Annotated in this window: 25 protein-coding genes; 7 read left to right on the top strand and 18 right to left on the bottom strand. The window is 45.4% G+C overall.

The window, feature by feature from the left end:
* Positions 1–61: 61 nt before the first annotated feature.
* The 3 genes from ACFOGI_RS03500 to ACFOGI_RS03510 form a co-directional block, all read right to left on the bottom strand.
* Entirely contained in the window at positions 62–1516 is a 1455-nt protein-coding gene (locus ACFOGI_RS03500) for a PH domain-containing protein (protein WP_390268468.1), read from the bottom strand.
* Positions 1509–1988: a PH domain-containing protein gene (locus ACFOGI_RS03505; RefSeq protein ID WP_390268471.1), complete on the bottom strand. Its 480-nt coding sequence runs from the start codon at positions 1986–1988 to the stop codon at positions 1509–1511. The genes ACFOGI_RS03500 and ACFOGI_RS03505 overlap by 8 nt, the downstream gene beginning before the upstream one ends.
* A gap of 115 nt (positions 1989–2103) precedes the next feature.
* Positions 2104–3570, bottom strand: a complete 1467-nt coding sequence (locus ACFOGI_RS03510) for a DEAD/DEAH box helicase (RefSeq protein ID WP_390268474.1) — start codon at positions 3568–3570, stop codon at positions 2104–2106.
* A gap of 441 nt (positions 3571–4011) precedes the next feature.
* On the opposite strand from ACFOGI_RS03510, the gene ACFOGI_RS03515 reads away from it, so the two are divergent.
* Positions 4012–4926, top strand: coding sequence for a DMT family transporter (locus ACFOGI_RS03515; RefSeq protein WP_390268478.1), 915 nt, complete (start codon positions 4012–4014; stop codon positions 4924–4926).
* A gap of 53 nt (positions 4927–4979) precedes the next feature.
* The gene (locus ACFOGI_RS03520; RefSeq protein ID WP_390268481.1) at positions 4980–5834 is read left to right on the top strand and encodes a DegV family protein; all 855 of its coding nucleotides are present in this window, start codon (positions 4980–4982) and stop codon (positions 5832–5834) included.
* A gap of 37 nt (positions 5835–5871) precedes the next feature.
* On the opposite strand, the gene ACFOGI_RS03525 is transcribed toward ACFOGI_RS03520, so the two are convergent.
* From ACFOGI_RS03525 to ACFOGI_RS03540, 4 genes are all read right to left on the bottom strand, one after another.
* Complete coding sequence (locus tag ACFOGI_RS03525; protein WP_390268484.1) at positions 5872–6558, bottom strand: alpha/beta hydrolase; 687 nt, start codon at positions 6556–6558, stop codon at positions 5872–5874.
* A gap of 173 nt (positions 6559–6731) precedes the next feature.
* Positions 6732–7097, bottom strand: coding sequence for a YppG family protein (locus tag ACFOGI_RS03530; protein ID WP_390268487.1), 366 nt, complete (start codon positions 7095–7097; stop codon positions 6732–6734).
* A gap of 71 nt (positions 7098–7168) precedes the next feature.
* Positions 7169–7459, bottom strand: a complete 291-nt coding sequence (locus ACFOGI_RS03535; protein WP_390268490.1) for a glutaredoxin family protein — start codon at positions 7457–7459, stop codon at positions 7169–7171.
* A 93-nt stretch (positions 7460–7552) separates the two neighbouring features.
* Positions 7553–8464, bottom strand: a complete 912-nt coding sequence (locus ACFOGI_RS03540) for a diacylglycerol/lipid kinase family protein (RefSeq protein WP_390268493.1) — start codon at positions 8462–8464, stop codon at positions 7553–7555.
* Positions 8465–8728: 264 nt separating this feature from the next.
* On the opposite strand from ACFOGI_RS03540, the gene ACFOGI_RS03545 reads away from it, so the two are divergent.
* Positions 8729–10297, top strand: coding sequence for a bifunctional metallophosphatase/5'-nucleotidase (locus tag ACFOGI_RS03545; RefSeq protein ID WP_390268496.1), 1569 nt, complete (start codon positions 8729–8731; stop codon positions 10295–10297).
* A gap of 114 nt (positions 10298–10411) precedes the next feature.
* On the opposite strand, the gene ACFOGI_RS03550 is transcribed toward ACFOGI_RS03545, so the two are convergent.
* From ACFOGI_RS03550 to ACFOGI_RS03560, 3 genes are all read right to left on the bottom strand, one after another.
* A complete protein-coding gene (locus ACFOGI_RS03550; RefSeq protein ID WP_390268499.1) occupies positions 10412–10999 on the bottom strand; it encodes a PepSY domain-containing protein in 588 nt (195 codons plus the stop codon).
* A 78-nt stretch (positions 11000–11077) separates the two neighbouring features.
* A complete protein-coding gene (locus tag ACFOGI_RS03555; protein ID WP_390268502.1) occupies positions 11078–12433 on the bottom strand; it encodes a sensor histidine kinase in 1356 nt (451 codons plus the stop codon).
* A complete protein-coding gene (locus ACFOGI_RS03560) occupies positions 12433–13122 on the bottom strand; it encodes a response regulator transcription factor (RefSeq protein ID WP_390268506.1) in 690 nt (229 codons plus the stop codon). The genes ACFOGI_RS03555 and ACFOGI_RS03560 overlap by 1 nt, the downstream gene beginning before the upstream one ends.
* A gap of 111 nt (positions 13123–13233) precedes the next feature.
* Between ACFOGI_RS03560 and ACFOGI_RS03565 the strand changes: the two genes are divergently transcribed.
* The gene (locus ACFOGI_RS03565; protein WP_390268509.1) at positions 13234–13869 is read left to right on the top strand and encodes a VOC family protein; all 636 of its coding nucleotides are present in this window, start codon (positions 13234–13236) and stop codon (positions 13867–13869) included.
* 46 nt (positions 13870–13915) lie between these two features.
* Here the strand turns inward: ACFOGI_RS03565 and ACFOGI_RS03570 are convergent, their stop codons facing one another.
* Positions 13916–14236, bottom strand: a complete 321-nt coding sequence (locus ACFOGI_RS03570; protein WP_390268512.1) for a thioredoxin family protein — start codon at positions 14234–14236, stop codon at positions 13916–13918.
* 78 nt (positions 14237–14314) lie between these two features.
* Positions 14315–15124 (bottom strand): DUF368 domain-containing protein, encoded by an 810-nt coding sequence (locus ACFOGI_RS03575; RefSeq protein WP_390268515.1) that lies wholly within the window; start codon positions 15122–15124, stop codon positions 14315–14317.
* Positions 15125–15352: 228 nt separating this feature from the next.
* On the opposite strand from ACFOGI_RS03575, the gene ACFOGI_RS03580 reads away from it, so the two are divergent.
* The 3 genes from ACFOGI_RS03580 to ACFOGI_RS03590 all read left to right on the top strand — a co-directional run bounded on the left by ACFOGI_RS03580 (position 15353) and on the right by ACFOGI_RS03590 (position 16373).
* Positions 15353–15511: a YfhE family protein gene (locus ACFOGI_RS03580; RefSeq protein WP_390268518.1), complete on the top strand. Its 159-nt coding sequence runs from the start codon at positions 15353–15355 to the stop codon at positions 15509–15511.
* A 129-nt stretch (positions 15512–15640) separates the two neighbouring features.
* Positions 15641–16072 (top strand): DUF4064 domain-containing protein, encoded by a 432-nt coding sequence (locus tag ACFOGI_RS03585; protein ID WP_390268521.1) that lies wholly within the window; start codon positions 15641–15643, stop codon positions 16070–16072.
* Positions 16073–16193: 121 nt separating this feature from the next.
* Positions 16194–16373, top strand: coding sequence for a hypothetical protein (locus tag ACFOGI_RS03590; protein WP_390268524.1), 180 nt, complete (start codon positions 16194–16196; stop codon positions 16371–16373).
* Positions 16374–16409: 36 nt separating this feature from the next.
* Here ACFOGI_RS03590 and ACFOGI_RS03595 read toward each other — a convergent pair whose 3' ends face one another.
* From ACFOGI_RS03595 to ACFOGI_RS03620, 6 genes are all read right to left on the bottom strand, one after another.
* Positions 16410–16682: a YkvA family protein gene (locus ACFOGI_RS03595; protein WP_390268526.1), complete on the bottom strand. Its 273-nt coding sequence runs from the start codon at positions 16680–16682 to the stop codon at positions 16410–16412.
* Positions 16683–16768: 86 nt separating this feature from the next.
* Positions 16769–18451, bottom strand: a complete 1683-nt coding sequence (locus ACFOGI_RS03600) for a glycoside hydrolase family 13 protein (protein ID WP_390268529.1) — start codon at positions 18449–18451, stop codon at positions 16769–16771.
* A 50-nt stretch (positions 18452–18501) separates the two neighbouring features.
* A complete protein-coding gene (treR, locus tag ACFOGI_RS03605) occupies positions 18502–19215 on the bottom strand; it encodes a trehalose operon repressor (protein ID WP_390268532.1) in 714 nt (237 codons plus the stop codon).
* A 12-nt stretch (positions 19216–19227) separates the two neighbouring features.
* Positions 19228–20886 carry an alpha,alpha-phosphotrehalase gene (treC, locus tag ACFOGI_RS03610; protein WP_390268535.1) on the bottom strand — a complete coding sequence of 553 codons (1659 nt, stop codon included), beginning with the start codon at positions 20884–20886 and terminating at the stop codon, positions 19228–19230.
* 30 nt (positions 20887–20916) lie between these two features.
* Positions 20917–22869 (bottom strand): PTS system trehalose-specific EIIBC component, encoded by a 1953-nt coding sequence (treP, locus tag ACFOGI_RS03615; protein ID WP_390268538.1) that lies wholly within the window; start codon positions 22867–22869, stop codon positions 20917–20919.
* Between the two features lie 240 nt (positions 22870–23109).
* Complete coding sequence (locus ACFOGI_RS03620) at positions 23110–24609, bottom strand: glycine betaine uptake BCCT transporter (RefSeq protein ID WP_390268541.1); 1500 nt, start codon at positions 24607–24609, stop codon at positions 23110–23112.
* Positions 24610–24663: the final 54 nt, after the last annotated feature.

Consider the following 24663-nt stretch of genomic DNA (forward strand, 5'->3'; position numbering starts at 1 on the left):
AAATTCATGGGTGGAAGAAAAGGCATTGCCAGAGCAGCAATGCCTTTTCTTGTGTCACCATCTATTGATCCATTTTTTGCCCTTCGCCGTCCCGATAGGAATACCACTCCGCCAAGCGGATGGCGTCTGATTCATCCAGCTGTTTAAGATAATAATGTTTCCCGGCTCCAAACTTACCGATGATCGATACTTTTTGAGTAGCAAGGCTCTGCATCTGCTGTAACTTGTGCTGCCTGATTTCAAATGCCTGGACCCGTTTATGGAACATTCTCACCGTAATTCGACCAAAAGTCCGATATCGCATACTCAACCTATTCCCCTTCACTAGAAAACCGGTATCCCGATACTGCAAGTAACCATAGCATAGGGCTGCTGTCGCCAGTAAAAGAACTGCCCAGAGCAGCGGAGAGAACACGAACCAAATGACTGCCCCTACCAGAAGAAAAGGCAGGACAGCACGGAGCATGTAAAACTTCCCAGCCCGTCTCGGCAACGGCTCAAAGCCTTCTTGAATACCTGCATAGTCAGGCAGGATGTCCTGCAGGAAAGGTTCCACTTCCTCTCGTTTCATGATCGGGAATAAAACCGTGGAAAATTCTTCCCCTTTATCCAAGGACCCTCCAGCTACCTCCGCAAAGACAGAAGCATAACCGAACGGCTGACGGATTGGACTTTCAGCAAACCCGACAGCTTGGATGCGTTTCAGCGGAATCGTTATTTGCTTTTTCTCCAACAGTCCTCGGGTGATGAACAACTCGTCACCCTTTTTGGTTATCGTAAAGTTGCCGTATTTTAACATGGTGCCAGCAATTCCTAGGACCCATAGTAAAAGAAGCACCAGGATGCCAAAGCCGACAAGCAGAACAATGCTCAATCCCACTACCCAATCGACTGTCGAATCATAGAACCTTTCCGGGATGAACTGCTGAATTTGCGAGAAGAAAAAAGCAAAGACAGCCAGGACTACCCCAGCACTCCCGGAAGTCGTTCCTGCCAGGAAGAGGCGCTGGAACGTAATTCGATGGGATGAATCCTCTGATTCTTCCTCCGCCCTGTCCAAGCTCTCCTCCAAATCTCCCTCCAGTTTGCTCTTCAACTCATCCCGTAACTGCTCTGCTTCAGGGAGTTTCACTGCTTTTAGTGAGGCTTCTGCCTGCATTCCGCTTCCCGCCGTCTCAATCTGAACCTTTGTCAGGCCGAACACCCGGTGGATAACCCCCGATGTCAGATCGATGGATTGGATCCGATTAACAGAAATGAACCTTTTCTTTCGGATAAAAACACCATATTCAATACGAAGCTCCCCATCCTCCACTCGGTAGGTAAACCTGTACCAGGACAGGATGCTGGAGACAATCATGATGACCAGAACCGCTGCACCCGCCAACAGGAAATAAATCATCGACTCGTTTCTGAAGGTGACAAATCCGAAAACAATGGGAAATATTGTCTCTCTTAATACCTTAAAGAAGTTAAAAAGTATACCAGCAGGGTGCATCCGTTTCGGCTCAGACATCATCTTCATCCACCCTTGCCAATGCAGAAAGCCGGTCCCTCAGCTCAGAAGCGTCTTCCTCCAATAGGGCTGGTATTTCGTGGGTTGTAGCAGCTGAAGATATGGTTACGGAAGCAAGGCGGAACTTTTTCAAGATTGGCCCCTGCTTCGTATCCACATGCTGCACCCGTATCATCGGCACCAACGTTCTGGTAACGATAAAGATACCATGTTGTATGTAAATTTCCTGTTCGAACACTTCATATCTCCATCGGCGCCACCTTATTTTCGGCAATAAAAACACAAATAGATAGGTACAAATAACACTGATGGAAGCGGCGGCAATCACTATGCCCCACGGAAAGTCGAACATATAAGCCAAGACCACTCCCGCAACAGTCAGCACCCATAAAACAATTGCATAAATAGCTGCTGTGATTTTCCATGCTTTGATCGCATCTTTAGCAATAGTATTTTTTGGCGGCTGTCTCATTCCTTCTCCCCCACTCCCTTCTGACTATCTTCCTATTACGGCCATAGCTTCATGAAAGTTTCATTTCATTAAAAAAAGCCCCTATAATTAAAGGAGCTTTTCTCTGTTGGGTTCATTAATCACGGTTGCGGCGCTTTTGGAAATTCCCTTTCCGATTGCGTCCGCCCTGGTTCCGACCACCTTGGTTTCGGCCTCCGCCTTGTCCACGCTTGCCGAAATAACGCTTATTATTAGAACGGCGGTTGTCTTTCGCTTTTTTCACACTGATAGGCGCAGCAGAAGAAATTTTTACTGGTGTATCCCTGCGTTCCTTGGTCAGCATCTTCAAAGCAGCAGAAATGACGGTCACAGAATCATGGTCTTCCAGCAACTCATTTGCTGTTTCATGATAAGACTTCAAGTCTGTCTTTTCGATGGTTTTTCTTATTTTTTCCAGTGTCACCTGCTGTTGACCGCGCTCTGCATCCTTATTGGTCGGCGGGGTCAAACGTTTCATCTTGCTCTTGGTAGTTCTTTCAATCACCTGCAGGTGCGCCATTTCTCTTGGAGTGATGAATAAGATTGCTTCCCCGGTCCGTCCTGCTCTGCCTGTCCGTCCGATCCGGTGGACATAGCTCTCTGGATCCTGAGGAATATCAAAATTATACACATGGGTCACCCCGGAGATGTCCAGCCCACGGGCAGCCACGTCTGTAGCGACAAGCACATCCACCCGGTTGTTTTTGAACTTGTTCAGTACTGACATCCGTTTTCCCTGAGTCAAGTCGCCATGGATTCCCTCTGCACGGTAACCTCGGGTCTGAAGGCCTTCCGCTACTTCATCCACACGTTTTTTCGTCCGTGCAAATACTATAGCAAGCTCCGGTGAATGGATGTCCAAATGATTATTGAGTGTATCGAATTTGAATTTCTCTGGAATCTCAATAAAGAATTGATCGATGTTCTCCACGGTCATTTCTTTTGCTTTGACCTTGATTTCTTTCGGTTCTTTCATTAGGTTGGTAGCGATATCTCGGATTTCTTTCGGCATGGTTGCAGAAAACAACAACGTCTGCCTTTCTTCCGGGATGCCTTTCAGGATGTCACGGATATCATCGATGAATCCCATGTTCAGCATTTCGTCCGCTTCATCCAAAATAGCCACTTCCACTGAATTGATCCGGATAGTTTTTCTGCGCATATGGTCAAGAAGCCGTCCCGGTGTAGCCACCACAATTTGTGGGCCGTCCTTCAGTGCTCTGATCTGTCTGTCCATATGTTGGCCACCGAATACCGATAATGCGCGAATCCCTGTAAACTTGGCAATACGGTTGAGTTCTTCAGCTACCTGTATGGCCAGTTCTCTTGTCGGTGCAACTACCAATCCCTGTACCTTGCGTTGCTTCGGATCAATCTTCTCAAGCATCGGGATACCGAATGCCGCAGTCTTCCCTGTACCAGTTTGCGCCTGTCCGATGACATCATTACCCTCCATCGCAAGAGGGATTGTTTCCGCCTGTATTGGTGTTGCTTCTTCAAATCCCATATTTTCCAACGCTTTTAGAATAGGGTTTGAGATACCAAGTTCATTAAATTTCATCACTTGAACTTCTACTCCTTCTTTTCATCAAAATTTATTCTCAAAAGAGGCCTGTCATTTTTCACATATAAATTCATTACTAATTATCCCCGCCGACAACACAGAATAAACGTATTAGCCGATTGCCGTGAATGATTTCTGCTCTGCCACCCGGGGTTTATGTTATGGGAAAACTTAGCTTGCGCCATATCTGACGCTGCTGCCGCTGACTAGTTGCACATGCGGGAAACACAAACCTGGACCAACCATGGTCTGATTTGCCCTCATGCCTGCAAAATAGGCTTCGCCAGTTTCTGGCAAGAGGCCTCGCTCGAAAATGATGCAATGTTCATCATAACATAATTTTCCTCAAGTCACTAACTATGTGAAATGATTTTTTGGACGAGGCATGGTAAAATGAACAGGATTATACAGTCATGAATGCAAGTTAAAGGAGGTTTCAGATTGCGACGCCCTCCATTCAATCCATACGCAGCTATCGTGGTAGGGGTGCTCAGCATCTCTGCTTCAGCTATACTCGTCAAGCTGGCGGACCAGGCACCAGCAGCTATTATCGCTAATTACCGCTTGCTGTTTGCCGTACTGTTGATGCTTCCAGTAGTATTATTGAAATACCGGCAGGAATTCCGCCTTATCAGCAAAAAAGACTGGATACTATCCATATTGGCAGGTGTTTTTCTCGCCCTGCATTTTATTCTCTGGTTTGAATCCCTCAATTATACATCTGTAGCAAGTTCGGTTGTTCTTGTGACATTGCAGCCCATCTTTGCTTTTTTGGGGACGTACTTTTTCTTCCAGGAACGATTCTCGGCAGGAGCCGTCATCAGTATGCTGATTGCACTTTTCGGAAGTGTCATCATCGCTTGGGGAGACTTTCAATTGAGCGGGATTGCCCTTTGGGGAGATCTGCTCGCATTGCTCGGTGCTATAGGTGTAACCATCTATTTTTTGATGGGACAGACAGTAAGAAGAAACCTTTCCTTGATGACCTATACCTTTGTTGTATATAGTGCCAGTTCTGTGACGTTGATTCTTTACAACCTGGTGCTTCAACACCCGTTTTTCGGCTATCCTGCAGACCATTGGTGGCTTTTTCTCGCTCTGGCTGTCTTCCCTACCTTTCTCGGCCATTCATTGTTTAACTGGGCCCTGAAATGGCTAAGCACCTCGACAATTTCTATGGCCATTGTGTTTGAACCGGTCGGTGCCTCCATACTGGCATACTGGATCCTGGGTGAAGTCATCACTTGGCCCCAGCTTCTTGGCGGGACAATTGTTATTTTCGGCCTGTTCTTATTTATTATGAGTACGACTCGAAAAGCAAAGGTTACCATCGCCAAGAAAGAGGGAAACAATTAAACAAATAAAGAACGTCAATAGTTCATATACTTTTAAAAAAAGCAGGTGAGGTCATGAATATACAGTTAATGACTGACAGCGGAGCCGATATTCCCAAACGCTTGAGGGAGGAGATCCCTCTTACCGTTGCACCGCTATATCTACATTTCCATGACGGTCAGTATCGTACAGGGGTGGATATGGACCTGGAAAATTATCATAAAAAAGTGGAAGAAGCTAAAGAACTTCCCCGCTCAGCCGCTCCAAGTCCAAGTGATTTTTACGAAGCCTTCAAAGAAGCTGACCCGGCAAAGCCCATTTTAATGCTCAGCCTGTCCAAGGGATTGAGCAGTACTTACGAAAACGCGGTAATGGGCAAGAATATGCTGTTGGAAGAAGAGCCTGAGCGGAGAATAGAAGTAATCAACACGAAGACCGCATCCTGCGGAATTGCTCTACAGCTTCATGAAGCGGCAAGGAAGATCAGGGAAGGTCTTACCTTCGAAGAACTTGTCCCCCATATGGAGGAGCGGATCGAACAGACAGCGACCCTGTTTGTACTGAAGACGCTGGAAAACCTGATCATCGGCGGCCGTCTGGATAAGGTGAAGGGTACCATCGCTAAAACGTTGAACATCAAATTACTGATGCAAGCTAGCGAACAAGGAACCATTGAGGTCACCGAAAAAGTCCGTGGCGACAAAAAATCTATTCGCCGGTTCATTGACCAAATCGGCGAACATATTACCAATGCGAACAAAAAAGTCATCTGTATGAGTCACTGCAATGCGGGAGAAAAAGCACAGAAAGTCATAGAAGAAATTTCTGGAAAATACAGTTTTGACGACGCCTATTTGATGGACATGGGGCCTTTGATCGCCACTTACGGTGGGGAAGGTGCGCTAGTGATTTCCTTCTACAAAAATTAAATAGCAGCACCTGTGTGGACAGGTGCTGCTATTTTTCTTATCCTGTCAGGAAGTCGAATACCATTTGGTTGAGAGTATCCTTATCATCTCCCAGGCAAATTAGATGTCTGGATCGCTCAAAGAAGACAACCTCTTTCTTTTCGGAAGGGATTTCCTTATCGAGATAGTAGGCCGTCTTATAAGGAACCATTCCATCCTGTTGGCCTTGTGCAATTAATACCGGTGACTTTACCTTCTTTAAATAGCGGCGGGTAAATTTCACCAGCTTCAGAAATTCCAGGTTGGCCTTCAAGGGTACTTGACCCATTTTTTGCCGATAATGCTGATATAACTTGTTCTTATCCAGATTGCCCTTCATTCCGTCTGCGAGGACCGAAGCTGCATCTAAGCCTATTTGCCGGAATGACAGGTATTTTCCAGATGTGGCAAGCAATACAAGATTATCGACTTTGTATTTTGCTGCAAGATAGGAAGCGATCATTCCTCCCATCGAAAATCCGATTAGATAAATTTTGCTGCATTGTTCCTTTAATTGCCTCAAGGATTTTTCCGCGGTCTTGATCCATTTCTTATAGGAGGCACCTTCCAGATCCAATTCCCTGCCATGTCCTGGGAGTGTCGGTACTTCGATCCTCCAGTCTGTGTGTTCCCTCAGGAAATCAGCCAGGGGACCTACCTCATACGGCCCTCCGGTATAACCGTGAATAATTAAACATCCTACCATCTTCTCTTCTCCTTCTCTTGCTGTTCCATATTTTCTTTTCCCCTGATTCTACCATTGCTATGACAATTCAAGATGAAATCCAACATATTTCTTCTTCCATTTTACCCTGTTTTTAACAGGAATAGGAAGAAAAAAAGCTGATATGCAGGTGGACTGTACATCAGCTTTGTAGATTATCGGATATTTTTCAAGATGGATCCAAATTCTTTTACAATGGGGGAAACTTGGTGATAAGTGTTGGCAAGCTGACTGACCGTGCCAATCATTTTTTCAATGTCTACTTGCCCCTTATTGCCCTGGAAGTAGGCGAAGAGATTGCTGCCCGGCTTCCCACCGGTGAATGATGAATAGCCCAATTGTCCTGCGTGCGGCCACTGTTCCGGATGCTTTGGTTTGGCGAATGCTTGATAGGGAGTCTGCGGGGGGACCTGCATAGGTATATTTTGTGGTGGGTACTGCGATGAATACTGGATATAAGATGGGTTTGGCTGTATGTGGTCCGGCCGCGGAGGATAACCATTAAAACCAAAATAGCTCATATACACACCCTCTTCCCCTGTTATGATCTACTATAATTTATGCGCAAGGGATATCAATTGTGTCCACGGCCTTAATAGCTGCTGTAACCATTGTAGCTTGCATCATAATGACCATCACTGCCCAGACCCAAGTTGCTCTTGATTCTGTTTTTCTGGTATCCCAAAACAGGCGCTTCATCCTCATTGATAAAGGTTGCAGGAGTTCCATAGATACCCATACCTTGCAGTTCCCTCATATACTTGCTGTCTTTGGATACATTTTTTGTTTCATAGGGTACATTCCATTCTTCCATTTGCTGAAGCAGCTTGTTGCATTGTGAATTATTTTCACTTATATAAATTGTTACCTGCTTATCCTTCATAGATGACTGACTCCTCCTGGGTATATATTGGCTGATCCCTCATATAGACTGCGTACCCATGTGGTTTTGCTGGTAAACCCTTGACTCGGATATTCACTGCTGACTAAATCCGATGATTTGGAGGTGATGGGGCAAAATCGAGATATTCGCCGGTGTTGCCCCTACAAGTTCTCCATCCATATCGGCTTCCTTTGAAGCTTGCGTTGTTATGTTCACTTCTTTTGCCTGAAAATGTTCCAGCTCTCTGAATCTCTCCATATCCGCATTCGGGTTCCGTATAGATAGGAGCTCGCGAAACGAGGCGAGGGTCGACGTTTTTACAACCAGTACATCAAGAAGGCCGTCATCTGCCTGAATCGAGGGGATTGGAACCTCCCTTGTCCCTAAAAATTTCCCATTCAACACAATGACTAGGACCGCCTCATCTTCATAGGTTGCTCCATCAGCTACGATTTTATAGTAAAATGGCTCCGCCTGATTGACCGTGCGGATTGTACTCATGAAATAGCTCAAAACCCCTAAGTTCCTTTTCTGCTCTGCGTCTATATTTCGAGAAGTCTCAGCAACCAATCCTATACCCCAGAAATTTAGAAAATACCTTTCATTTTCTGTCCCTACATCAATATTCATTACCTCTCCCTCCAGGAGGGCGGCAGCTGCCTGTTCCAAGTCCTGCGGCATTCCAAGCATTCTGCTGAAATCATTGGAGGTCCCCCCTGGAAGGATTGCAAGTACTGGACGATGGGTGAGGCCTGAAATACTATTAATGCACTGATGAACCGTCCCATCTCCACCCAAGATAATCAGCAGATCAACTTCTTTACTATGCTTTCTGCATACGTAAACGGCTTCCTCTGCAGAACTGGTCATCACCACGCGCAAGTCTCGGATGCCTTCAGCCAAAACAGGAAGGGTTTTCGCCAGTTTCCATTTGAGTTCATCGTTACCTGCATTCCCATTATATAAAAACAATGCTTTATCAAATTTGACATCTGTTTTTTCCATTTCCCACTTTCCTTTCCATTCCTATATGTATATATATTTCCGTCCACTGTACTTTGGAAACCCACCCGGATACCGGAATACCAATATGAACTAATTTACCTGCAGCCAATTTGTTTAAAAAATGTAAAAAGGAAGAAATAGTATGGAAATCTATGGCAGGATGTTATTTAATAGCAAGTGTAAGAAAATACCAATAATACCTGCAACCTTTTCAGGGAGGACCTCCTTCCTTGCAGGGGCTTTTATTCGGAAAGGAAGTTGACGATGAATACAGCAACGATTCAGATACTTTATACCAGCGATGTTCACGGTCATGCCATGCCTGTCACCTATGGAACAAAAGTGGATGGAGGACTGGCATCATATGCCACCGCCGTCAAAAATGCGAGAGCCAAAAACCCTGACATATTGGTAGTAGATAATGGGGATTTGATCCAGGGAACACCCTTGATGACCCATTACGTAAAGGAGCATGCTTCCAAGGAGAATCCAATGGTCGGTATCATGAACCGGATTGGAATAGATGCCGGTGTTCCCGGCAACCATGAATTCAACTTCGGAAAGAATATTTTTCAAGCAGCCGTAGATCAATCCGACTTCCCTTGGTTGTCTGCCAATATTATGGATAAGCGGTCAGGGCAGCCTTACTTTGGTCAGCCATATAAGATCTTTGTGATGGATCACGGTGTTCGCGTAGCCATTATCGGAGTCACGACACACTACATACCGAACTGGGAGGATCCAGAGCATATTTCTACTCTGGATTTTGCTGATGCTTTATCCACATTAGACACTTGGGTAAAACACCTCCGGCAACAAGAGAATCCGGATATCATCATAGGCATGTACCACGGTGGATTGGAAAGGGACCCTGACACGGGCGAACCGACAGAGAACCCAACAGGAGAGAATCAAGGCTTTGAAATGTGTGAAAAAATAAATGGGTTAGACATCCTCCTTACCGGTCATCAGCATCGTCAGTTGGTCTCCACTATTAATGGGGTTTTAGTCGTACAACCAGGCCACAACGCGCAGGCGTATGGAAATGTCACCATCCACCTGGAGAAGATGGAGGATCAATGGAGATTGGCCAAAAAACATGCCTCCATCGAAAAATTGAGCGGGACTGAGGCTGACTGTGGGATTTTGAACTACTTGGAAGAGATCGAATCATCCACACAGAACTGGCTGGATGAGCCGGTAGGATATATTGAAGGAGATATGACTATCGACGATCCACTTCAGACAAGAATAGAAAAACATCCGTTCATTGAATTTATCCAAAAAGTACAGATGGAAGCAAGCGGTGTGGATATCTCTGTGACAGCCCTGCTGAATAATGAAGCTGGAGGTTTTAAAGGACAGGTGACTATGCGAGATATCGTATCCAATTATATATACCCGAATACCTTGGTAGTGCTTGAACTCACCGGAAGGGACATACATGCTGCATTGGAAAAGAGTGCTGACTATTTCACTCTCGATGAAGACAGAAACATAGCGGTCAACCCTTCTTACATCGAACCGAAACCGCAGCACTATAACTATGATATGTGGGAAGGTATTGAATATACGATTGATGTGGCCAAACCAACTGGGGAAAGGATCGAAACCATTACCTATCATGGAGAACCGCTCCGCGAAGAACAGACATATCAGGTCGTATTGAACAATTATCGTGCCTCAGGCGGCGGAAACTACGATATGTTCAAAGGCAAACCCGTACTAAAAGAAATTCAAAAAGATGCCGTAGAATTGATCCGCAATTACTTTGAAAAACATCCATCAGTTCCAGCTACAGTTCGGAAAAACTTTTACGTAAAAAAAAGTTAATGAAAGGCAGCCCGCCGACGTCGGGCTGCCCCTATCTATTGGTGCTATCGCCGATTTCCTGCGTGTCCTGCTGATAAAACCTGCGTCTCTACAGGGGAGCCTCAACTGAATCCGTTAGTCTTCCTGGTCGATTTCCAGGACGATAATATCGCCTGTATAAGCATCTATCACAAGCTCCGCCTCATCTTCTCCATTGACCAGGTCGATTTCATAAACCATCCGCCCGTCGTCCTCTTCCAGTTCCAGCTGCTCCACCACTGTCCCTGGAAATTCTTGATGAGCTATTTCCTTTGCCCGCTCATAGCCGAGCAATGCACTGCCTGTATCTTCTTCCTTCCTATCCGCTTCTTCCTGTTCCGGCGGCTCTTTCTGCTCATTCTTTTCCCGTTCTCCCTGGCTCTGTTGAGGTTCTGAAGAATCATCGATCACTTCAAGGTTCAGCACCTGGCCGCTATGTCCATCCAAATGGAGGGCATATTGCTTTCCTGCCGATTCCACGTCAATAATGTAAATCGGCTCACCATCTTCATTCACAAGTTTTACTTCCCCTATGGTACCGGGATATTGATCACCAGCCATCTGCTTTGCCTCTTCCTTGCTGATGGCTGGTTCCCTTGAAATAGCTCCGGATTGAAAGATTCCTATGCCGAAAATGATCAGGACGGCAACAACCGCCAATGTAACAACCGACTTCTTATTCATCGCCCACCCTCCTTACTTTTCACTATACTGGAGCCTAATAAAAAAAAGCTGTGAAGAAGATTAGAAATCAATGAGATTTTACTTCAGGAGAGGTAGGCGCAGGTAGAACGAGGCCCCTTCCCCTTCAACACTCTCCACGGTCAATTCTCCACCATGTTCCAAAGCAATCGACCTGGCTATCGCAAGCCCGAGTCCCGTGCCACCGGAGTCCCTGCTTCTCGCCTTGTCCATCCGGTAGAAGCGGTCAAAAATGCGTTCCTGGTCTTCTTTTGGTATCCCATTTCCATAATCTCTCACCACTATTACCGCTTCTCCATCTTCTTTCGAAACGAGAACTTGGATTTTCTCATTGCTGTATTTCAGCGCATTATCGATAAGAATGTACAGAACTTGTTCCAATTGGTCCGTGTCCCCCACAACTAGCAATTCTTCTGTATTTTTCTCCAGTTGAATCGGCCGGGAATAGGCTCTTCGGAAGGTATTTGTCGTTTCCTCTGCCAATGTGGTGATATTTAATTCCTGCATATTGGCAGATTGCTTATTCTTGGCAAGGGCAAGCATTTGTTCCACCAATTTCTTCATCCGTTCAGCCTCAGAATCGATGGCCTCCAAAGACTCATCAACCAGTGCTGGATTTTCCGTTCCCCTGCGTTTCAACAACTGGGAGTAACTTTTAATAATAGAAATTGGCGTCTTCAACTCATGTGAGGCATCCGACACAAAAATTTCCTGTTTTTCAAAGTTATCCTTCAGATAATCAATCATTTCATTAAATGTTTTTTCCATTTCATGCAGTTCATCATTGGACCGGTTATCTACAGAAATCTTTTCCCATTCTGATCGGTCGATATTTATTCTCATTGCTTTAGTCAGCTGTGTGATCGGCTGCAGCAGGAATCTGCTGAGTACAGTACCTGCTATTGCCACGGGCAGAAGCATGATAGCTGATGCAATCGACAACACATAGAATAGTGTGGTCATTGTATCGCTGAGTGGTTCCAAGTGGTTCGAGACTTGCAAGGAAGCAACTTCCCCGGTATTTTCTCCTGAACTCCAGATGATCGGCTTAGTCACGTAAGCAATGTCTGCTCCATCCTCTTGGGGAAGAATGGATGATGATTCTGTCGTCGAATAGGACCCTGGTTGGCTAAGATAGTCGCTGTTTCTAGTCTGCACCGTCCATACCTCCTCCCCTTCTCCCACAATGCGAATCATGCCATTGGTCGGTAGATAAGCATTTAGAAGGCCGCTGACATCTGTTGCTGAACTGTCTGCAAGTTCCTGTGCCAGTAAATCAGCCTCATTGGAAAGCTGTTCCAATTCACTGGTTGCCGCAATATGATAGAAAAGAAAATAAATGGACGTATTCACTAATAGAATCAGAACGAGCATGAATAAGGTGGAAAACAGTTGAATCTTCGTTTTCAGTTTCATCATTCACTATCCTTTATGGTATAACCGACGCCCCGCACTGTCTGAATCAACGGGGTATCATAGCCTTTATCCATCTTTTGGCGCAGATAACGGATATAGACGTCGACCACATTCGTATCTCCATAATAATCAAATCCCCAAACCTGCTCCATCAATCGGTCTCTGGTAAGTACGATATTTTTATTTTTCAACAGGGTGACCAGCAAGTCAAACTCTCTTGGCGTCAATTCCACCTGATTGTTCCCCCTGTGGACCTCTCGACGGCTGATATCCACCTGCAGATCCGCAGCAACAAGCTTATCCCCTTTTGCCTGACGACTTCCAGGGACGCGGAGATGGGCACGGACCCGGGCAAGCAGTTCTTCAATCTGAAACGGTTTGGTAATATAATCATTGGCACCAAGATCAAGCCCGCTGACCTTATCATGTACTTCGTCCCTTGCGGTCAATAGAATTACCGGTGTTTCTTCATCCCTGCGGCGAAAGCGCCGGAGCACTTCCAAGCCGCTCAATTCTGGAATCATGATATCAAGCAGGATCAAATCCCACTGTTTTTCCTCCATCAACTGGAGTGCATCTTCCCCGTTATCTGCGATCTTTGTTCCATAATTTTCATACCCAAGCTCCAACTCCAGGACTCGGCTGATTTTGCGCTCGTCCTCGACAATCAGAATCTCTTGTCCTGCCACCACGATCACCTGCACTTTTCTATTTTACTTGTACTATACCATGAAACAGACTTTCCAATATACCTGCTGCAAGCTACAATGAATATAGAACCTATTAGAAAGGATGGTCGGATGCTTGCATTGGATCACATCGTAATTGCCGCCAGAAACCCAGAGCACGCCGCGAAGGATTATGGAAATAGACACGGCGTGGTCACTGTTCAAGGTGGGAGGCATCACGAATGGGGAACCTCCAACCACTTGGCATTTTTTAAAAATGAATGCTATATAGAGTGGATTGGAGTGGAAGATTGGCAAACGGCTGAGAAATCAAAAAATCCGCTGATTCGACAAGTTGTTGAATCTCTGCAGGAAGAGAGAGAAGGAATCATCCGACTCGCTCTAAGGACAGAGGAGATGGACAAATACCAGCAACATTTCCAAGAGTCCAACATTCCATATACAGGTCCGTTCCCTGGAAGCCGGACTCGGCCGGACGGATCCCAACTGGAATGGAAAATGCTCTTCCCAGAAGGAGAGCCGGTACTTCCTTTTCTGATTGAGTGGGGCCAAGGGATAAACAGCCCAGAAGATCCCCGCCAAATCAACACGGAATCCATTTCTTCCATAACATGGCGGGACAAATCGCTTCAGCAGTGGAGCGACATCTTCTCGCTCGCTGAAGAAAACCAGGGAGTCCGCCTGTCAAACACCCACTTACAAGGGCAGGAAAACGTACACGCACCATTCTTGAACCTAGGTTTATGATTATAAAAAAACATGATCATCCTTTTATTGGATGACCATGTTTTTTTCAGCCAAGCTGCTGATGCAAGAAGTCACTGACAGACTCTGGCGTTTTCGTATAGGCACTATGCTGGTGGGCGAGCTTTTCACCATCTTTGAAGATCAAGATGCTTGGTATGCCCATTACCTCATACTCCTGTGCAAGCCCTTCTACCTCATCACTATTCACTTCATACCAGTCAAATTGCTTGAATTCATCCATTACTCCGTCAATGAACATATCCATCCTCTTGCAGTCCGGGCACCAGTCCGCGAAGAATTTCACAATTACCGGCTCATCACTCTGAATAATTTCATCAAATTTCTCTCTCGTATCTATATGTTCCATCCCGTACCATCTCCTTCTAAGTATTTGCCTTTATTGTAACGGTTCTCTCCAGTAATGTCTTATGACATGCTTGTCCCACTAATGTTCCAACCGTCCAAGGATATAAGCTGCAGCAAGACCTGCTGCAAACGTGCCCACACTGATCATCAATCCCGTGCCGGTATCCGGCCACCCTGGAAAGACTACAAGTACCGAACCTAGTACCAAGCCAATAACTACTGAAAACGTTCCAGTATAATAATGCTTCAGGCAATAATGGATCACTTTACTCATAACCACAATTCCTGCAGCAATGCCACACCCAATGACGGCAATCAAATCCAATTGAAGATTACTGATGGCCGACATTACGGTGGCATATACGCCGATGATCAGCAATATGAGAGAGCCGCTTATTCCCGGCAAAATCATGGCACTGCTTGCAATAAAGCCGGAAAAGAACAAAAGTATATAAGTGGACATCGTGATATTCTGGATGACAGCACCTTCTTCGGGTGTGATGAATGCCATCGATCCTACCAGTATGATACCGGCAATCAGCAAAATGATATGCTTCCCTTTGAAAGAGCGCTTGGCATCTGCCTTGTCGAACAAATAAGGAACCACACCCAATATCAGACCGAGAAAGAAAAACTGTGTAGGTCCAGGATGGTGCTCAAACAACCATTCCATCAAACTGGCAAGCAGGAAGATGGCTAGTACCACTCCAAGCCCCAATGGTATCAAGAATCCCAGATGCTTTTTCCACTCTTTGCTGAAAAGTCCGTTGACCGCTGCAATCAACCGGTCGTATATTCCAAGCACTACTGCTATCGTTCCTCCACTGACCCCTGGGACCACGTCACTCGTCCCCATCAGCATTCCACGATACAAATTTCTCCATTCCATACTGCCCATTCTCCTCAATGTATCTAGCTGTCTATTATCTTCAAACAACTCTATTATATCAAATTCAGCCTGATATTATTACTAAAATCTCATCAGCTTCCGTGCATGCGTATGACCGCACCTCAGCACTTTTCAGTCACCAGCCGATGCAGGGGATGTTTATGATCCATGCTTGAGGGAATAGGAATGATAAGAAATACTTTTTAAGAAAGGAATGAATATCCAATTATGGCTAAAGCACAATATCAGCCTACCAAAAATAAACAGCTTACAGACGCACAGGAAATTCGCTATGCGAAAGATTTTAAAAGGGCAGATGCGGCTGCCGGATATCGAAGACAGAGAGTACGGGCTGCAAAAGAAGATAACCCTGATTTAATCAGATAGCGGGAAAAAGACAAACACCTTGTTAGATGTAACAAGGTGTTTTATTATTGCATTAGCGTCTTTTGAAACTTTCCAACGGTGAAATCGTATAAATAAATAATAGATCATTATGGATAAAGGGGTGGCAGGATGAAACGCACAGGAGAAGTCATACTGGGAATTATCGGAATGCTGGTATACACGTTTTTCGCTATTGTCGGCGGATTTATGGTATGGATGGGCAACAATCGGTCCCTGTTTCAACAGTTGCCAGAGGAATTGTCACAACAAGGGGTGGAAATATCAGAAGCTGAATTGAATTCCATCGTGGAGACGATGGGCAACAGCGGCACGCTGTTCTTAATCACTTCTTTGGCCGCAATTATCCTGGGGATAGTTTCCCTTGTGTTGCTTAGAGGAAATAAAAAACCGAAGGCGTCAGGAATCATACTGATTGTAACAGCTGTTATCAGTTCCATTATCATGACGATTGTCGGTTTTGCCGGTGGGCTTTTCTACCTGATCGCCGGTATAATGGCTTTGGTCAGGAAACCGAAACCCGCCATACAGGATGGAGTATAACCACCCGGCTTCACATAGCCGGGACCCCGATTACATAACCTAGTCATTAGGAATCAGGTTTTCTCTTATTGATAATCGGGTAAATGAATTGGACTTTTACCTTAGCTAATGAGGTGTTGGAATGAAACGTTATTTAACGGCAATTTTTATCGCCATCAGTGTCGTCGTCATCATCATCGGCATCAGCATCGACTTATATTGGAGCGGCATTGCTGCCTGGGGCACTGCCCTCATTTGTCTGCTGTTCGCGGCATACTATACCAAATATATTCCCAATGAGAAAAAGAAGAGAAAATCATGAGGCAGGATTGCAGATGCAGTCCTGCCTCAAGTTTCATCAGAGTTCGTATTTATCCTTCAATGATATGGGGGCACTTTTTACCATCTGTTGTAAGAGGAAAGAGGCAACCGCAATATCATCCACCAACCCCAATCCCAACAGGAAATCGGGAATCAAGTCAAAGGGCAGGAGAACATAGCCTACAGCCAGTCCTGCAAACATGATTTTCTTCTTTTTATCCACTTCCCCGGATAAAATGAAATCTTTTATGAATGGTACAGATTTCCTGAACTTCAATAAAAACTTCATTCTTCTCCATAATCTCCACATTTGTCATTCACCTTCCTTACTCCTTTATTTCACCGTTCATCAAAAAAGAAAACGCGCGCCCGGAAAGTTTCCGAGCGCACGCCTTGTTATACCCCTTTATAGACCTGGACTTCATAAGGCTTGAGGGTGAAACCTGTGTAGCTTCCTGCCTCGAAGCCTTCGTAATTCCCGATGATGGCCTCGTTGGCGGTAAAGGAAATGTCCTCCGGCAGATGAAAGTCTACTTCCTCCTCACTGAAATTGGCTGTTACCAGCAATTTCTCCTCCTTATAATTTCGCATGTAAGCATAGATTTTATCATCGTTCGGCAGAATCAACTGATAGTCGCCATACACAATCACCGGATGCTCTTTCCGCAACCGGATCAGCTCTCTGTAGTAATGATAGATGGAATGTTCATCACTAACTGCTTGTTCCGCATTGATTGTTCGATAATTCGGGTTCACTTTCATCCATGGCTCGCCTGTAGTGAAACCTCCATGCTCCTGACTATTCCATTGGAAAGGAGTGCGTGCATTATCCCTTCCTTTGGCATAGATAGACTCCATGACCTTGGCTGGATCCTCTCCATTCTCTTCTACCTTTTCCTTATACATATTGAGCGTCTCAATATCTCTATATTCCTCAATAGAATCGAACTTTATATTGGTCATACCGATTTCTTCTCCCTGATAAATATACGGTGTGCCCTGCAGCATATGGAGGAATGTACCCAGCATTTTAGCTGATTCCACCCGATATTCTGTATCATTACCAAAACGGGAGACAATTCGAGGCTGATCATGATTATTCAAGTATAGACTGTTCCAGCCGACGCCATTCAATCCAGTCTGCCACTTAGTGATATTTTCCTTTAAATCGGTGAGTTCCAATGGCTTTAAATCCCACTTTCCATTCGGGCCAGAATCCAGATCCATATGTTCGAACTGAAAAACCATATTTAATTCATTTCTAGCTGGGTCCGTGTATTTTTTAGCCTCTTCAACACCGACACCGGGCATTTCACCAACAGTCATTACATCGTAGGAATCAAGCACTTCTTGGTTCATTTCTTGCAGAAATTCGTGTATGCGAGGGCCATCTCTGAAAAACTTGCTTCCAGAGGCATATGTTTCCCCCTGTTTTACTTCCCCATCAGGCAGTCCAGGGACCTTAGAAATGAAGTTGATGACGTCCATGCGAAAGCCGTCGATTCCCTTATTCAGCCACCATTTCATCATGTCATAGACTTCCTTGCGCAGGGTAGGATTTTCCCAATTTAAATCCGGCTGTTTCTTACTGAATAGATGAAGGTAGTATTCACCCGTTTTTTCATCAAACTCCCAAGCTGAACCGCTGAAGGAAGATTTCCAGTTATTCGGTTCTTTTCCATCCTTGCCTGGACGCCATATGTAATAATCCCGATATGGATTGTCCTTTGACTTCCTCGCTTCCCGGAACCATTCATGTTCGTCAGATGAATGATTGACGACTAGATCCATAATCAGTTTCATCTTCCTCTGGTGGAGTTCCTCGAGCAACTCTTCCCAATCTTCCATGGTTCCAAATTCATCCATAATCGCCTTATAATCGGAAATGTCATAGCCATTATCATCATTTGGCGATTGGTATACAGGGGATAGCCAAACAACATCTATCCCCAGTTCCTTCAAGTAATCGACCTTTTCAATGATACCTCTGATATCTCCAATGCCATCTCCATTGCTGTCATTGAAACTACGTGGATAAATTTGATAAACGACACTTTCTTTCCACCAGTTGTTGTCCATTATTATCCCTCCATATACAAACACCACCTCCAGGGTGATGAGGTGGTGTTCTAAATTTTGACTCTCCTTGCAAAGTCGACAAATCGGAACTTGTCCGGGCGGTGGCGTGATTCGGAGTATTGGAACAAGCTGGTATCTTCCAAATATACCTGACTTTTGATCACGACAATATTTGAAAAACCCTCCAGGTCCAATAACTCCTTATCCTCTGTGCTTGGCTCTTCTACGACAATCTCTTTCTGGGCAAAAGAGATCGAAAGCCCCAGCTCCCTTTCAATATATTGATAAATGGATGTTTCACATACTTCCACAGGCAGCTTGGGCACAAACTGTTCCGTGAAATAGTCTTTATCCAAAATGATTCGTTCGCCTGCAATCTTGCGTACCCTGCTGACATGCCAGATCCTATCATCCTCCGAACCGAGCATTTCAGAAACATCATCATCCCGATCCATATAACCGATATCTTCCACAATGGTCCTGCTCTTTAGGTTGAGGTTGTCATTCAATTCCTTGAAGCTGACAATTCCTGAAACAGGAAAGGATAACTTGTTCAGGTCAAGAACAACCGACCCTTTCCCCCTGATTTTTTGGATATATCCGTTATTGGAGAGAAGCTGCAAGGCCTTGCGGATTGTCTCCCGGGAAGCATCATACATCTCCGCCAATTCATTTTCAGAAGGAAGCAGGGATGCAGTCGGCCAAACATTGGATTGTATCTTCTCCGCCAAGTCTTCATAGATTGTTAAATACTTCTTTTTCATCAATAAACCCCATTATTTTATATAATATACAACAGATTCATATGGCCGTAAGACCAACTGCTGCAGGGATTTTTCGGAATCCTGATAGTTGGACAGCAGAATTTCCGGTTCTCCTGTATCTTCCACAGGGAGATTCACATGGGTTTCTTCGGCGCTGAAGTTATTGACTACGACCAGTTTTTCCCCATTCCAACTTCTTGTATAAGCAAAAACCCGCGGGTCCTCTTCCAGAAGCAGCTCATAATCCCCATACGTAATAATATCATACTCTTTCCGTAAGCGAATCAGCTGTTGGTAATGGTAGAAGATCGAATGAGGATCCTCTACAGCCTTCGCTGCGTTGATCTCCGGATAATTTGCTGCAGGCTGGATCCACGGTGTACCCGCGGAAAAGCCGGCATTCTCTTCATCCGACCACTGCATCGGCGTTCTGGCATTATCTCTGGATTTCTGCCGAAGAATATCCAGAATTTCTTCCTCAGATTTCCCCTCATCTTTCAAGAGTTCAAAAGCATTCAGAGATTCAACATCCCGATATTGTTCGAGGGAGGTGAATTTTGGATTGGTCATGCCTATTTCTTCCCCCTGATAGATATAAGGCGTGCCTTGCATCATATGCACCACTGTGCCTAGCATCTTGGCTGAGACCGTTCGGTATTTTCCATCATTCCCGAAGCGGGATACAGCACGTGGCTGATCGTGGTTGCACCAGAACAATGCATTCCAGCCACCACCTTTATGCATGCCTACCTGCCATTCAGACAGGATTTTCTTCAATTGAAGAAAATCAAATGGCGCTTTGGTCCACTTCTCACCATTCGGATAATCAACCTTCAAATGATGAAATTGGAATGTCATATCAAGTTCTTGGCGCTCAGGATTTGTATATAATACACAGTTTTCCAACGTAGTGGATGACATTTCTCCGACTGTCATCATATTGTTTGGTGTGAGGACAGCTTGGTTCATCTCATGCAGATACTCATGAACCCTCGGTCCATCTGTATAGAATTTCCTTCCATCGCCAGTGCCATCACTTGGGAATCGTTGATCCTTGGAAATTAAATTGATCACATCTAGGCGGAAACCATCAATACCTTTCTCCGCCCAGAATTGGATCATTTCATACAGTTTATTCCGCAGCTTCTCATTCTCCCAGTTCAAGTCTCCCTGGGTAACATCAAACAAATGAAGGTAATATTGGCCTGTATGCTCGTCATATTCCCAGGCAGGCCCTCCGAATTTGGACTGCCAGTTATTCGGTTTATCGCCCTCTACTGGGTCTTTCCATATATAGAAGTCCCGATATTCATTATCTTTGGAGGAAGCTGCCTGTTTAAACCACTCATGTTCCGTAGAAGTATGATTGATCACCAGATCCATGATCAGCTTCATGCCCCGTTTATGCGTTTCCTTCAGGAGCTCTTCAAAATCTTCCATGGTGCCATACGAGGGATCAATCGAATAATAGTCGCTGATATCATAGCCATTATCCTTCTGCGGAGATTCATAGACAGGTGTCAGCCATAGGACATCCACACCTAGATCCTTTAGATAATCCAGCCTTTGGATAATGCCTTGTATATCACCTGTACCGCTTCCCGTGGTATCCTGGAAACTTTTTGGATAGATTTGATAGACTGTTGCTCTCTTCCACCATGCTTCACTCATATTTCCACTCCTCCATATGCTCGGTCTATATTAGTGCGTGTTCAGCTTCCGTTTGGCGACAAAATAGGTGATTACGAATGGGATCACAAGCACAACGGCCATGCCGATGAAGAAGGATAACCAGTTTTCTCCGACAATGGACAGAAATGCCGGAAGACCACCGACTCCGATCGAAGTTGCCTGTACATTTTGCATCGTAATGAAGGCACCAGCAATGGCTGTCCCGATCAGTGCTGCCACAAACGGATATTTGAATCGGAGGTTGACCCCGAACATTGCAGGCTCTGTAACACCAAGGAAGGCGGACACACCGGATGTACCGGCCAAGCCTTTCAGTTTCTCTTCCCTTGCCACAAGCATCATCGCAAATACAGCAGAACCTTGAGCAATATTAGACAGTGCTACAATTGGCCATAGGAAGGTGGTACCTGTACTTCCGATAAGCTGCAAGTCGACGGCGAGGAATGTATGATGCATCCCGGTAATAACAAGCGGCGCATATAATGCTCCATATAATAGGCCGCCCACAAGTGGGAAGGCTTGGAAAATAGCTACAATTCCTCCTGTGATCCATTCACCGATAGTAAATGTTACCGGGCCGATAATAATGAACGCCAAGAATCCGGTAACCAATAATGCAATGGGGGCCACTACCAAGAGTTGAAGCGAATCAACGACACGTTTACGAAGCCAGATCTCTATCTTAGCCAGTACCCATGCAGCAACCAAAACAGGGAGAACCTGTCCCTGATATCCCATCTGGCTGATTTCAAGTCCAAACAAATTCCATGTAGGTGCTGTTCCTTCTGCTGCCGCCTGTGCATACTCACTGGCAGGCATTAAGGCAGGATGGACCAGAATCAGACCCAATACTATACCAAGCAAAGGATTGCCACCGAACCGGTTGACTGCCGACCAGCCAATCAATGCCGGCAGGAAGGTGAAGGCAGTATTGGCGATGATATTGATCATCTCTGCGACACCGGCCCACTGTGGATACATTTCAATAATAGGTTGGTCCGTGAACAACGGATTGACAAGTATGTTATTCAGTCCGAGCAGCAGACCCGCAGTTACGATTGCAGGCAGAATTGGGATGAAAATATCAGCAAGAACTTTCACCCCGCGCTGGAGGAAGTTCTGCTTGTTGCCGCCTGCTTCCTTCACTTCTTCTTTCGTAGCCTCACTGATTCCCGTCTCATCGACCATTGCTTTGTATACCTTATCTACTGTACCTTGGCCGATCACTACTTGGAATTGGCCATTGGCGGCGAAAGAGCCCTTTACAATATCCAAATTTTCCAATGCTTCCTGGTTGACTTTCTCCTCATCACCCAAGGCAAAGCGTAGTCTTGTCACACAATGGGTTGCTGCATTGATGTTTTCAAGGCCACCCACTGCTGCCACAATATCCTTGGCCTCATCAGCATACGGTGTGTCACTGATGGCGCTCTTCTCCGTACGCATATCAGCAGTTTCATCAGGGACCTGCCCTTCCTCGGACTTTTCCTCCCCTTTCATGCCTGCGCTCATGAGAACCGTTTCTCCTGCTGAAACATTTGACTCCTTGGTCTTTTCAAATGTTTCAAGCGCGTCCCCATTGGTGATAATGACTGGTGTTATATGGCTTGCCGCCTTCTCTTTGATGAAATCCAGATCAAATGTGATCAATGGATCGCCGGCCTTCACTGGATCTCCTTGAGAAACATGGGCTTCGAAGCCCTCTCCATCCAAGGCAACCGTTTCCAGCCCAATGTGTATAAGTACTTCTACCCCGGAAGCTGTCTGCAATCCGACTGCGTGCTTCGTAGGGAACACTTGGACAATCTGACCGTCAACAGGGGCTACCACTTTACCGTCAACAGGTTCTACTGCAAGTCCATCCCCCATCATCTTCTGTGCGAATGTGGGATCAGGGACATCTTCAAGCTGTATGACTTTCCCTGTTAACGGGGAAAAAATCTTCGTTATATCGTTAGCCATGATGAATCCTCCCTTAAACTTTCCATGTATATACCAACTTGTATGTACATGTTAGATATCAAGTATAACTTGTACATACAAGTTTTGCAACGGCTTTCACTTCATATTCTCTTTTTCTTTTTCCCGAATACATTGAACACTAATCACTTAAGAAGTGTGCCATATTAACCTCCCCGCCTGCACCCAAGGCTTTTACCTTTCCATGGAGAAAGGGGCACAACATTGTGCCCCTTTGGCTATCTAATTATTTTTTTTTTGCATAGTTGTTTCGAGCCTATCTTTCTTCAGCGCCTTATAGAAGGACAAGACCATCAACAGCATTAAAAATGAAAAGGGAAGGGCCGCAGAGATCAATGCATTCTGAAGAGCCTGCAGGCCCCCAGTATATAAAAGTACCGCTGCAATACCAGACTGTGCAAATCCCCAAACAAATTTCACCACTGTCGGTGGTGAAAGAGAGCCGTTCGTCGTCTGCATGCCGAGTACAAAAGTAGCCGAATCAGCTGAAGTAATAAAAAACGTACCAATCAGCAGGATGGCCAATAACGAGAGGACCATTCCCCACGGCAACTCATTGAACAATCCGAATAACACTTGTTCATCCGGAAGGCTGGCAAGGTCCGCGCCATTGTTCTGTGCATCGATTCCTGAAATGCCGAATGCCGAAAACCACATGAATCCTACAATAGACGGTACAAACATGACACCCGCCACAAATTCACGGATCGTCCTCCCCCTCGACACCCTTGCAATGAATATGCCTACAAATGGAGCCCAGGCAATCCACCATGCCCAGAAGAATACAGTCCAATCCATGACCCACGCACGTTCCTCCGTATCGTTGGGAGAGATTCGAAGACTTTCGGAAGGGAGCTGTTGAAAATAATCCCCGATACTGTGCGTCAAATTGTTGAGGATATAGAGGGTCGGGCCCAGTATAAGGACGGAGATGAATAATATGGCAGCAATAGCCATATTTGCATTGCTCAAATATTTTATCCCCTTGCTTAATCCTGTATAGGCTGACAGTAAGAACAGTACCGTTACCCCCCCTATAATCAGCAACTGGACCCAGAATGCATTAGGCACATCGAATAGGTAAGAGAAGCCTCCATTTATCTGTGTAGCACCGAAACCAAGGGTGGTAGCAACCCCTACAATGGTTGCAAAAACGGCAATGATGTCTACTACTTTCCCGAAGGTCCCCTTGACTCTTTTACCGAAGACAGGCTCCAGTGTGGCACTGACCAAGCCTGGTTTATCATGTCGAAAAATGAAGTAGGCAAGAACTAGCCCAGTAACGGCATAAATCGCCCAGGCGTGGATTCCATAGTGGAAAAAGGTCACTCTCAAAGCATCTTCCAACGCCTCCCTTGTGCCCGGTTCTGCTAGGGGCGGTGTTTTAGCGTAATGTGAGAGGGGAGATGCTACACCATAAAAAACCAATCCAATCCCCATTCCAGCACTGAACAGCATGGCAAACCAACTGATGTAGCCAAATTCAGGTTTCTCCCCCGGTTTGCCCAATCGTATTTTACCGAATGGGCTGAAGATCAAATAGAGACAAAACAGAAGGAACAACGTCACGATCAACAAATAATACCAGCCAAAATGAACAGAGATATAATTCATGATGTTCCCAGAGATTTCCTCGAACGGGTCAGGTGCGACCGCGCCGAAGAATGACAGAATCAAAGTAATCCCCAATGTTATCCAGAATACCAGGGTCAATTTTTTCATGTTCATCCGCCTTTCGAAACCGTATATGCCGTATAACGGCAATTCCTTTGGTTA

It is taken from the genome of Virgibacillus xinjiangensis (assembly GCF_042643145.1).
GTDB classification, from domain to species: domain Bacteria; phylum Bacillota; class Bacilli; order Bacillales; family Amphibacillaceae; genus Virgibacillus_O; species Virgibacillus_O xinjiangensis.

What these genes read in the sequence shown, in the direction of transcription:
- ACFOGI_RS03500 (WP_390268468.1), bottom strand. Translation starts at nt 1,516, where the DNA reads ATGTCTGAGCCGAAACGGATGCACCCTGCTGGTATACTTTTTAACTTC.
- ACFOGI_RS03505 (WP_390268471.1), bottom strand. Translation starts at nt 1,988, where the DNA reads ATGAGACAGCCGCCAAAAAATACTATTGCTAAAGATGCGATCAAAGCA.
- ACFOGI_RS03520 (WP_390268481.1), top strand. Translation starts at nt 4,980, where the DNA reads ATGAATATACAGTTAATGACTGACAGCGGAGCCGATATTCCCAAACGC.
- ACFOGI_RS03525 (WP_390268484.1), bottom strand. Translation starts at nt 6,558, where the DNA reads ATGGTAGGATGTTTAATTATTCACGGTTATACCGGAGGGCCGTATGAG.
- ACFOGI_RS03530 (WP_390268487.1), bottom strand. Translation starts at nt 7,097, where the DNA reads ATGAGCTATTTTGGTTTTAATGGTTATCCTCCGCGGCCGGACCACATA.
- ACFOGI_RS03535 (WP_390268490.1), bottom strand. Translation starts at nt 7,459, where the DNA reads ATGAAGGATAAGCAGGTAACAATTTATATAAGTGAAAATAATTCACAA.
- ACFOGI_RS03540 (WP_390268493.1), bottom strand. Translation starts at nt 8,464, where the DNA reads ATGGAAAAAACAGATGTCAAATTTGATAAAGCATTGTTTTTATATAAT.
- ACFOGI_RS03545 (WP_390268496.1), top strand. Translation starts at nt 8,729, where the DNA reads ATGAATACAGCAACGATTCAGATACTTTATACCAGCGATGTTCACGGT.
- ACFOGI_RS03550 (WP_390268499.1), bottom strand. Translation starts at nt 10,999, where the DNA reads ATGAATAAGAAGTCGGTTGTTACATTGGCGGTTGTTGCCGTCCTGATC.
- ACFOGI_RS03555 (WP_390268502.1), bottom strand. Translation starts at nt 12,433, where the DNA reads ATGAAACTGAAAACGAAGATTCAACTGTTTTCCACCTTATTCATGCTC.
- ACFOGI_RS03565 (WP_390268509.1), top strand. Translation starts at nt 13,234, where the DNA reads ATGCTTGCATTGGATCACATCGTAATTGCCGCCAGAAACCCAGAGCAC.
- ACFOGI_RS03570 (WP_390268512.1), bottom strand. Translation starts at nt 14,236, where the DNA reads ATGGAACATATAGATACGAGAGAGAAATTTGATGAAATTATTCAGAGT.
- ACFOGI_RS03575 (WP_390268515.1), bottom strand. Translation starts at nt 15,124, where the DNA reads ATGGAATGGAGAAATTTGTATCGTGGAATGCTGATGGGGACGAGTGAC.
- ACFOGI_RS03580 (WP_390268518.1), top strand. Translation starts at nt 15,353, where the DNA reads ATGGCTAAAGCACAATATCAGCCTACCAAAAATAAACAGCTTACAGAC.
- ACFOGI_RS03585 (WP_390268521.1), top strand. Translation starts at nt 15,641, where the DNA reads ATGAAACGCACAGGAGAAGTCATACTGGGAATTATCGGAATGCTGGTA.
- ACFOGI_RS03590 (WP_390268524.1), top strand. Translation starts at nt 16,194, where the DNA reads ATGAAACGTTATTTAACGGCAATTTTTATCGCCATCAGTGTCGTCGTC.
- ACFOGI_RS03595 (WP_390268526.1), bottom strand. Translation starts at nt 16,682, where the DNA reads ATGTGGAGATTATGGAGAAGAATGAAGTTTTTATTGAAGTTCAGGAAA.
- ACFOGI_RS03600 (WP_390268529.1), bottom strand. Translation starts at nt 18,451, where the DNA reads ATGGACAACAACTGGTGGAAAGAAAGTGTCGTTTATCAAATTTATCCA.
- treR (WP_390268532.1), bottom strand. Translation starts at nt 19,215, where the DNA reads ATGAAAAAGAAGTATTTAACAATCTATGAAGACTTGGCGGAGAAGATA.
- treC (WP_390268535.1), bottom strand. Translation starts at nt 20,886, where the DNA reads ATGAGTGAAGCATGGTGGAAGAGAGCAACAGTCTATCAAATCTATCCA.
- treP (WP_390268538.1), bottom strand. Translation starts at nt 22,869, where the DNA reads ATGGCTAACGATATAACGAAGATTTTTTCCCCGTTAACAGGGAAAGTC.
- ACFOGI_RS03620 (WP_390268541.1), bottom strand. Translation starts at nt 24,609, where the DNA reads ATGAAAAAATTGACCCTGGTATTCTGGATAACATTGGGGATTACTTTG.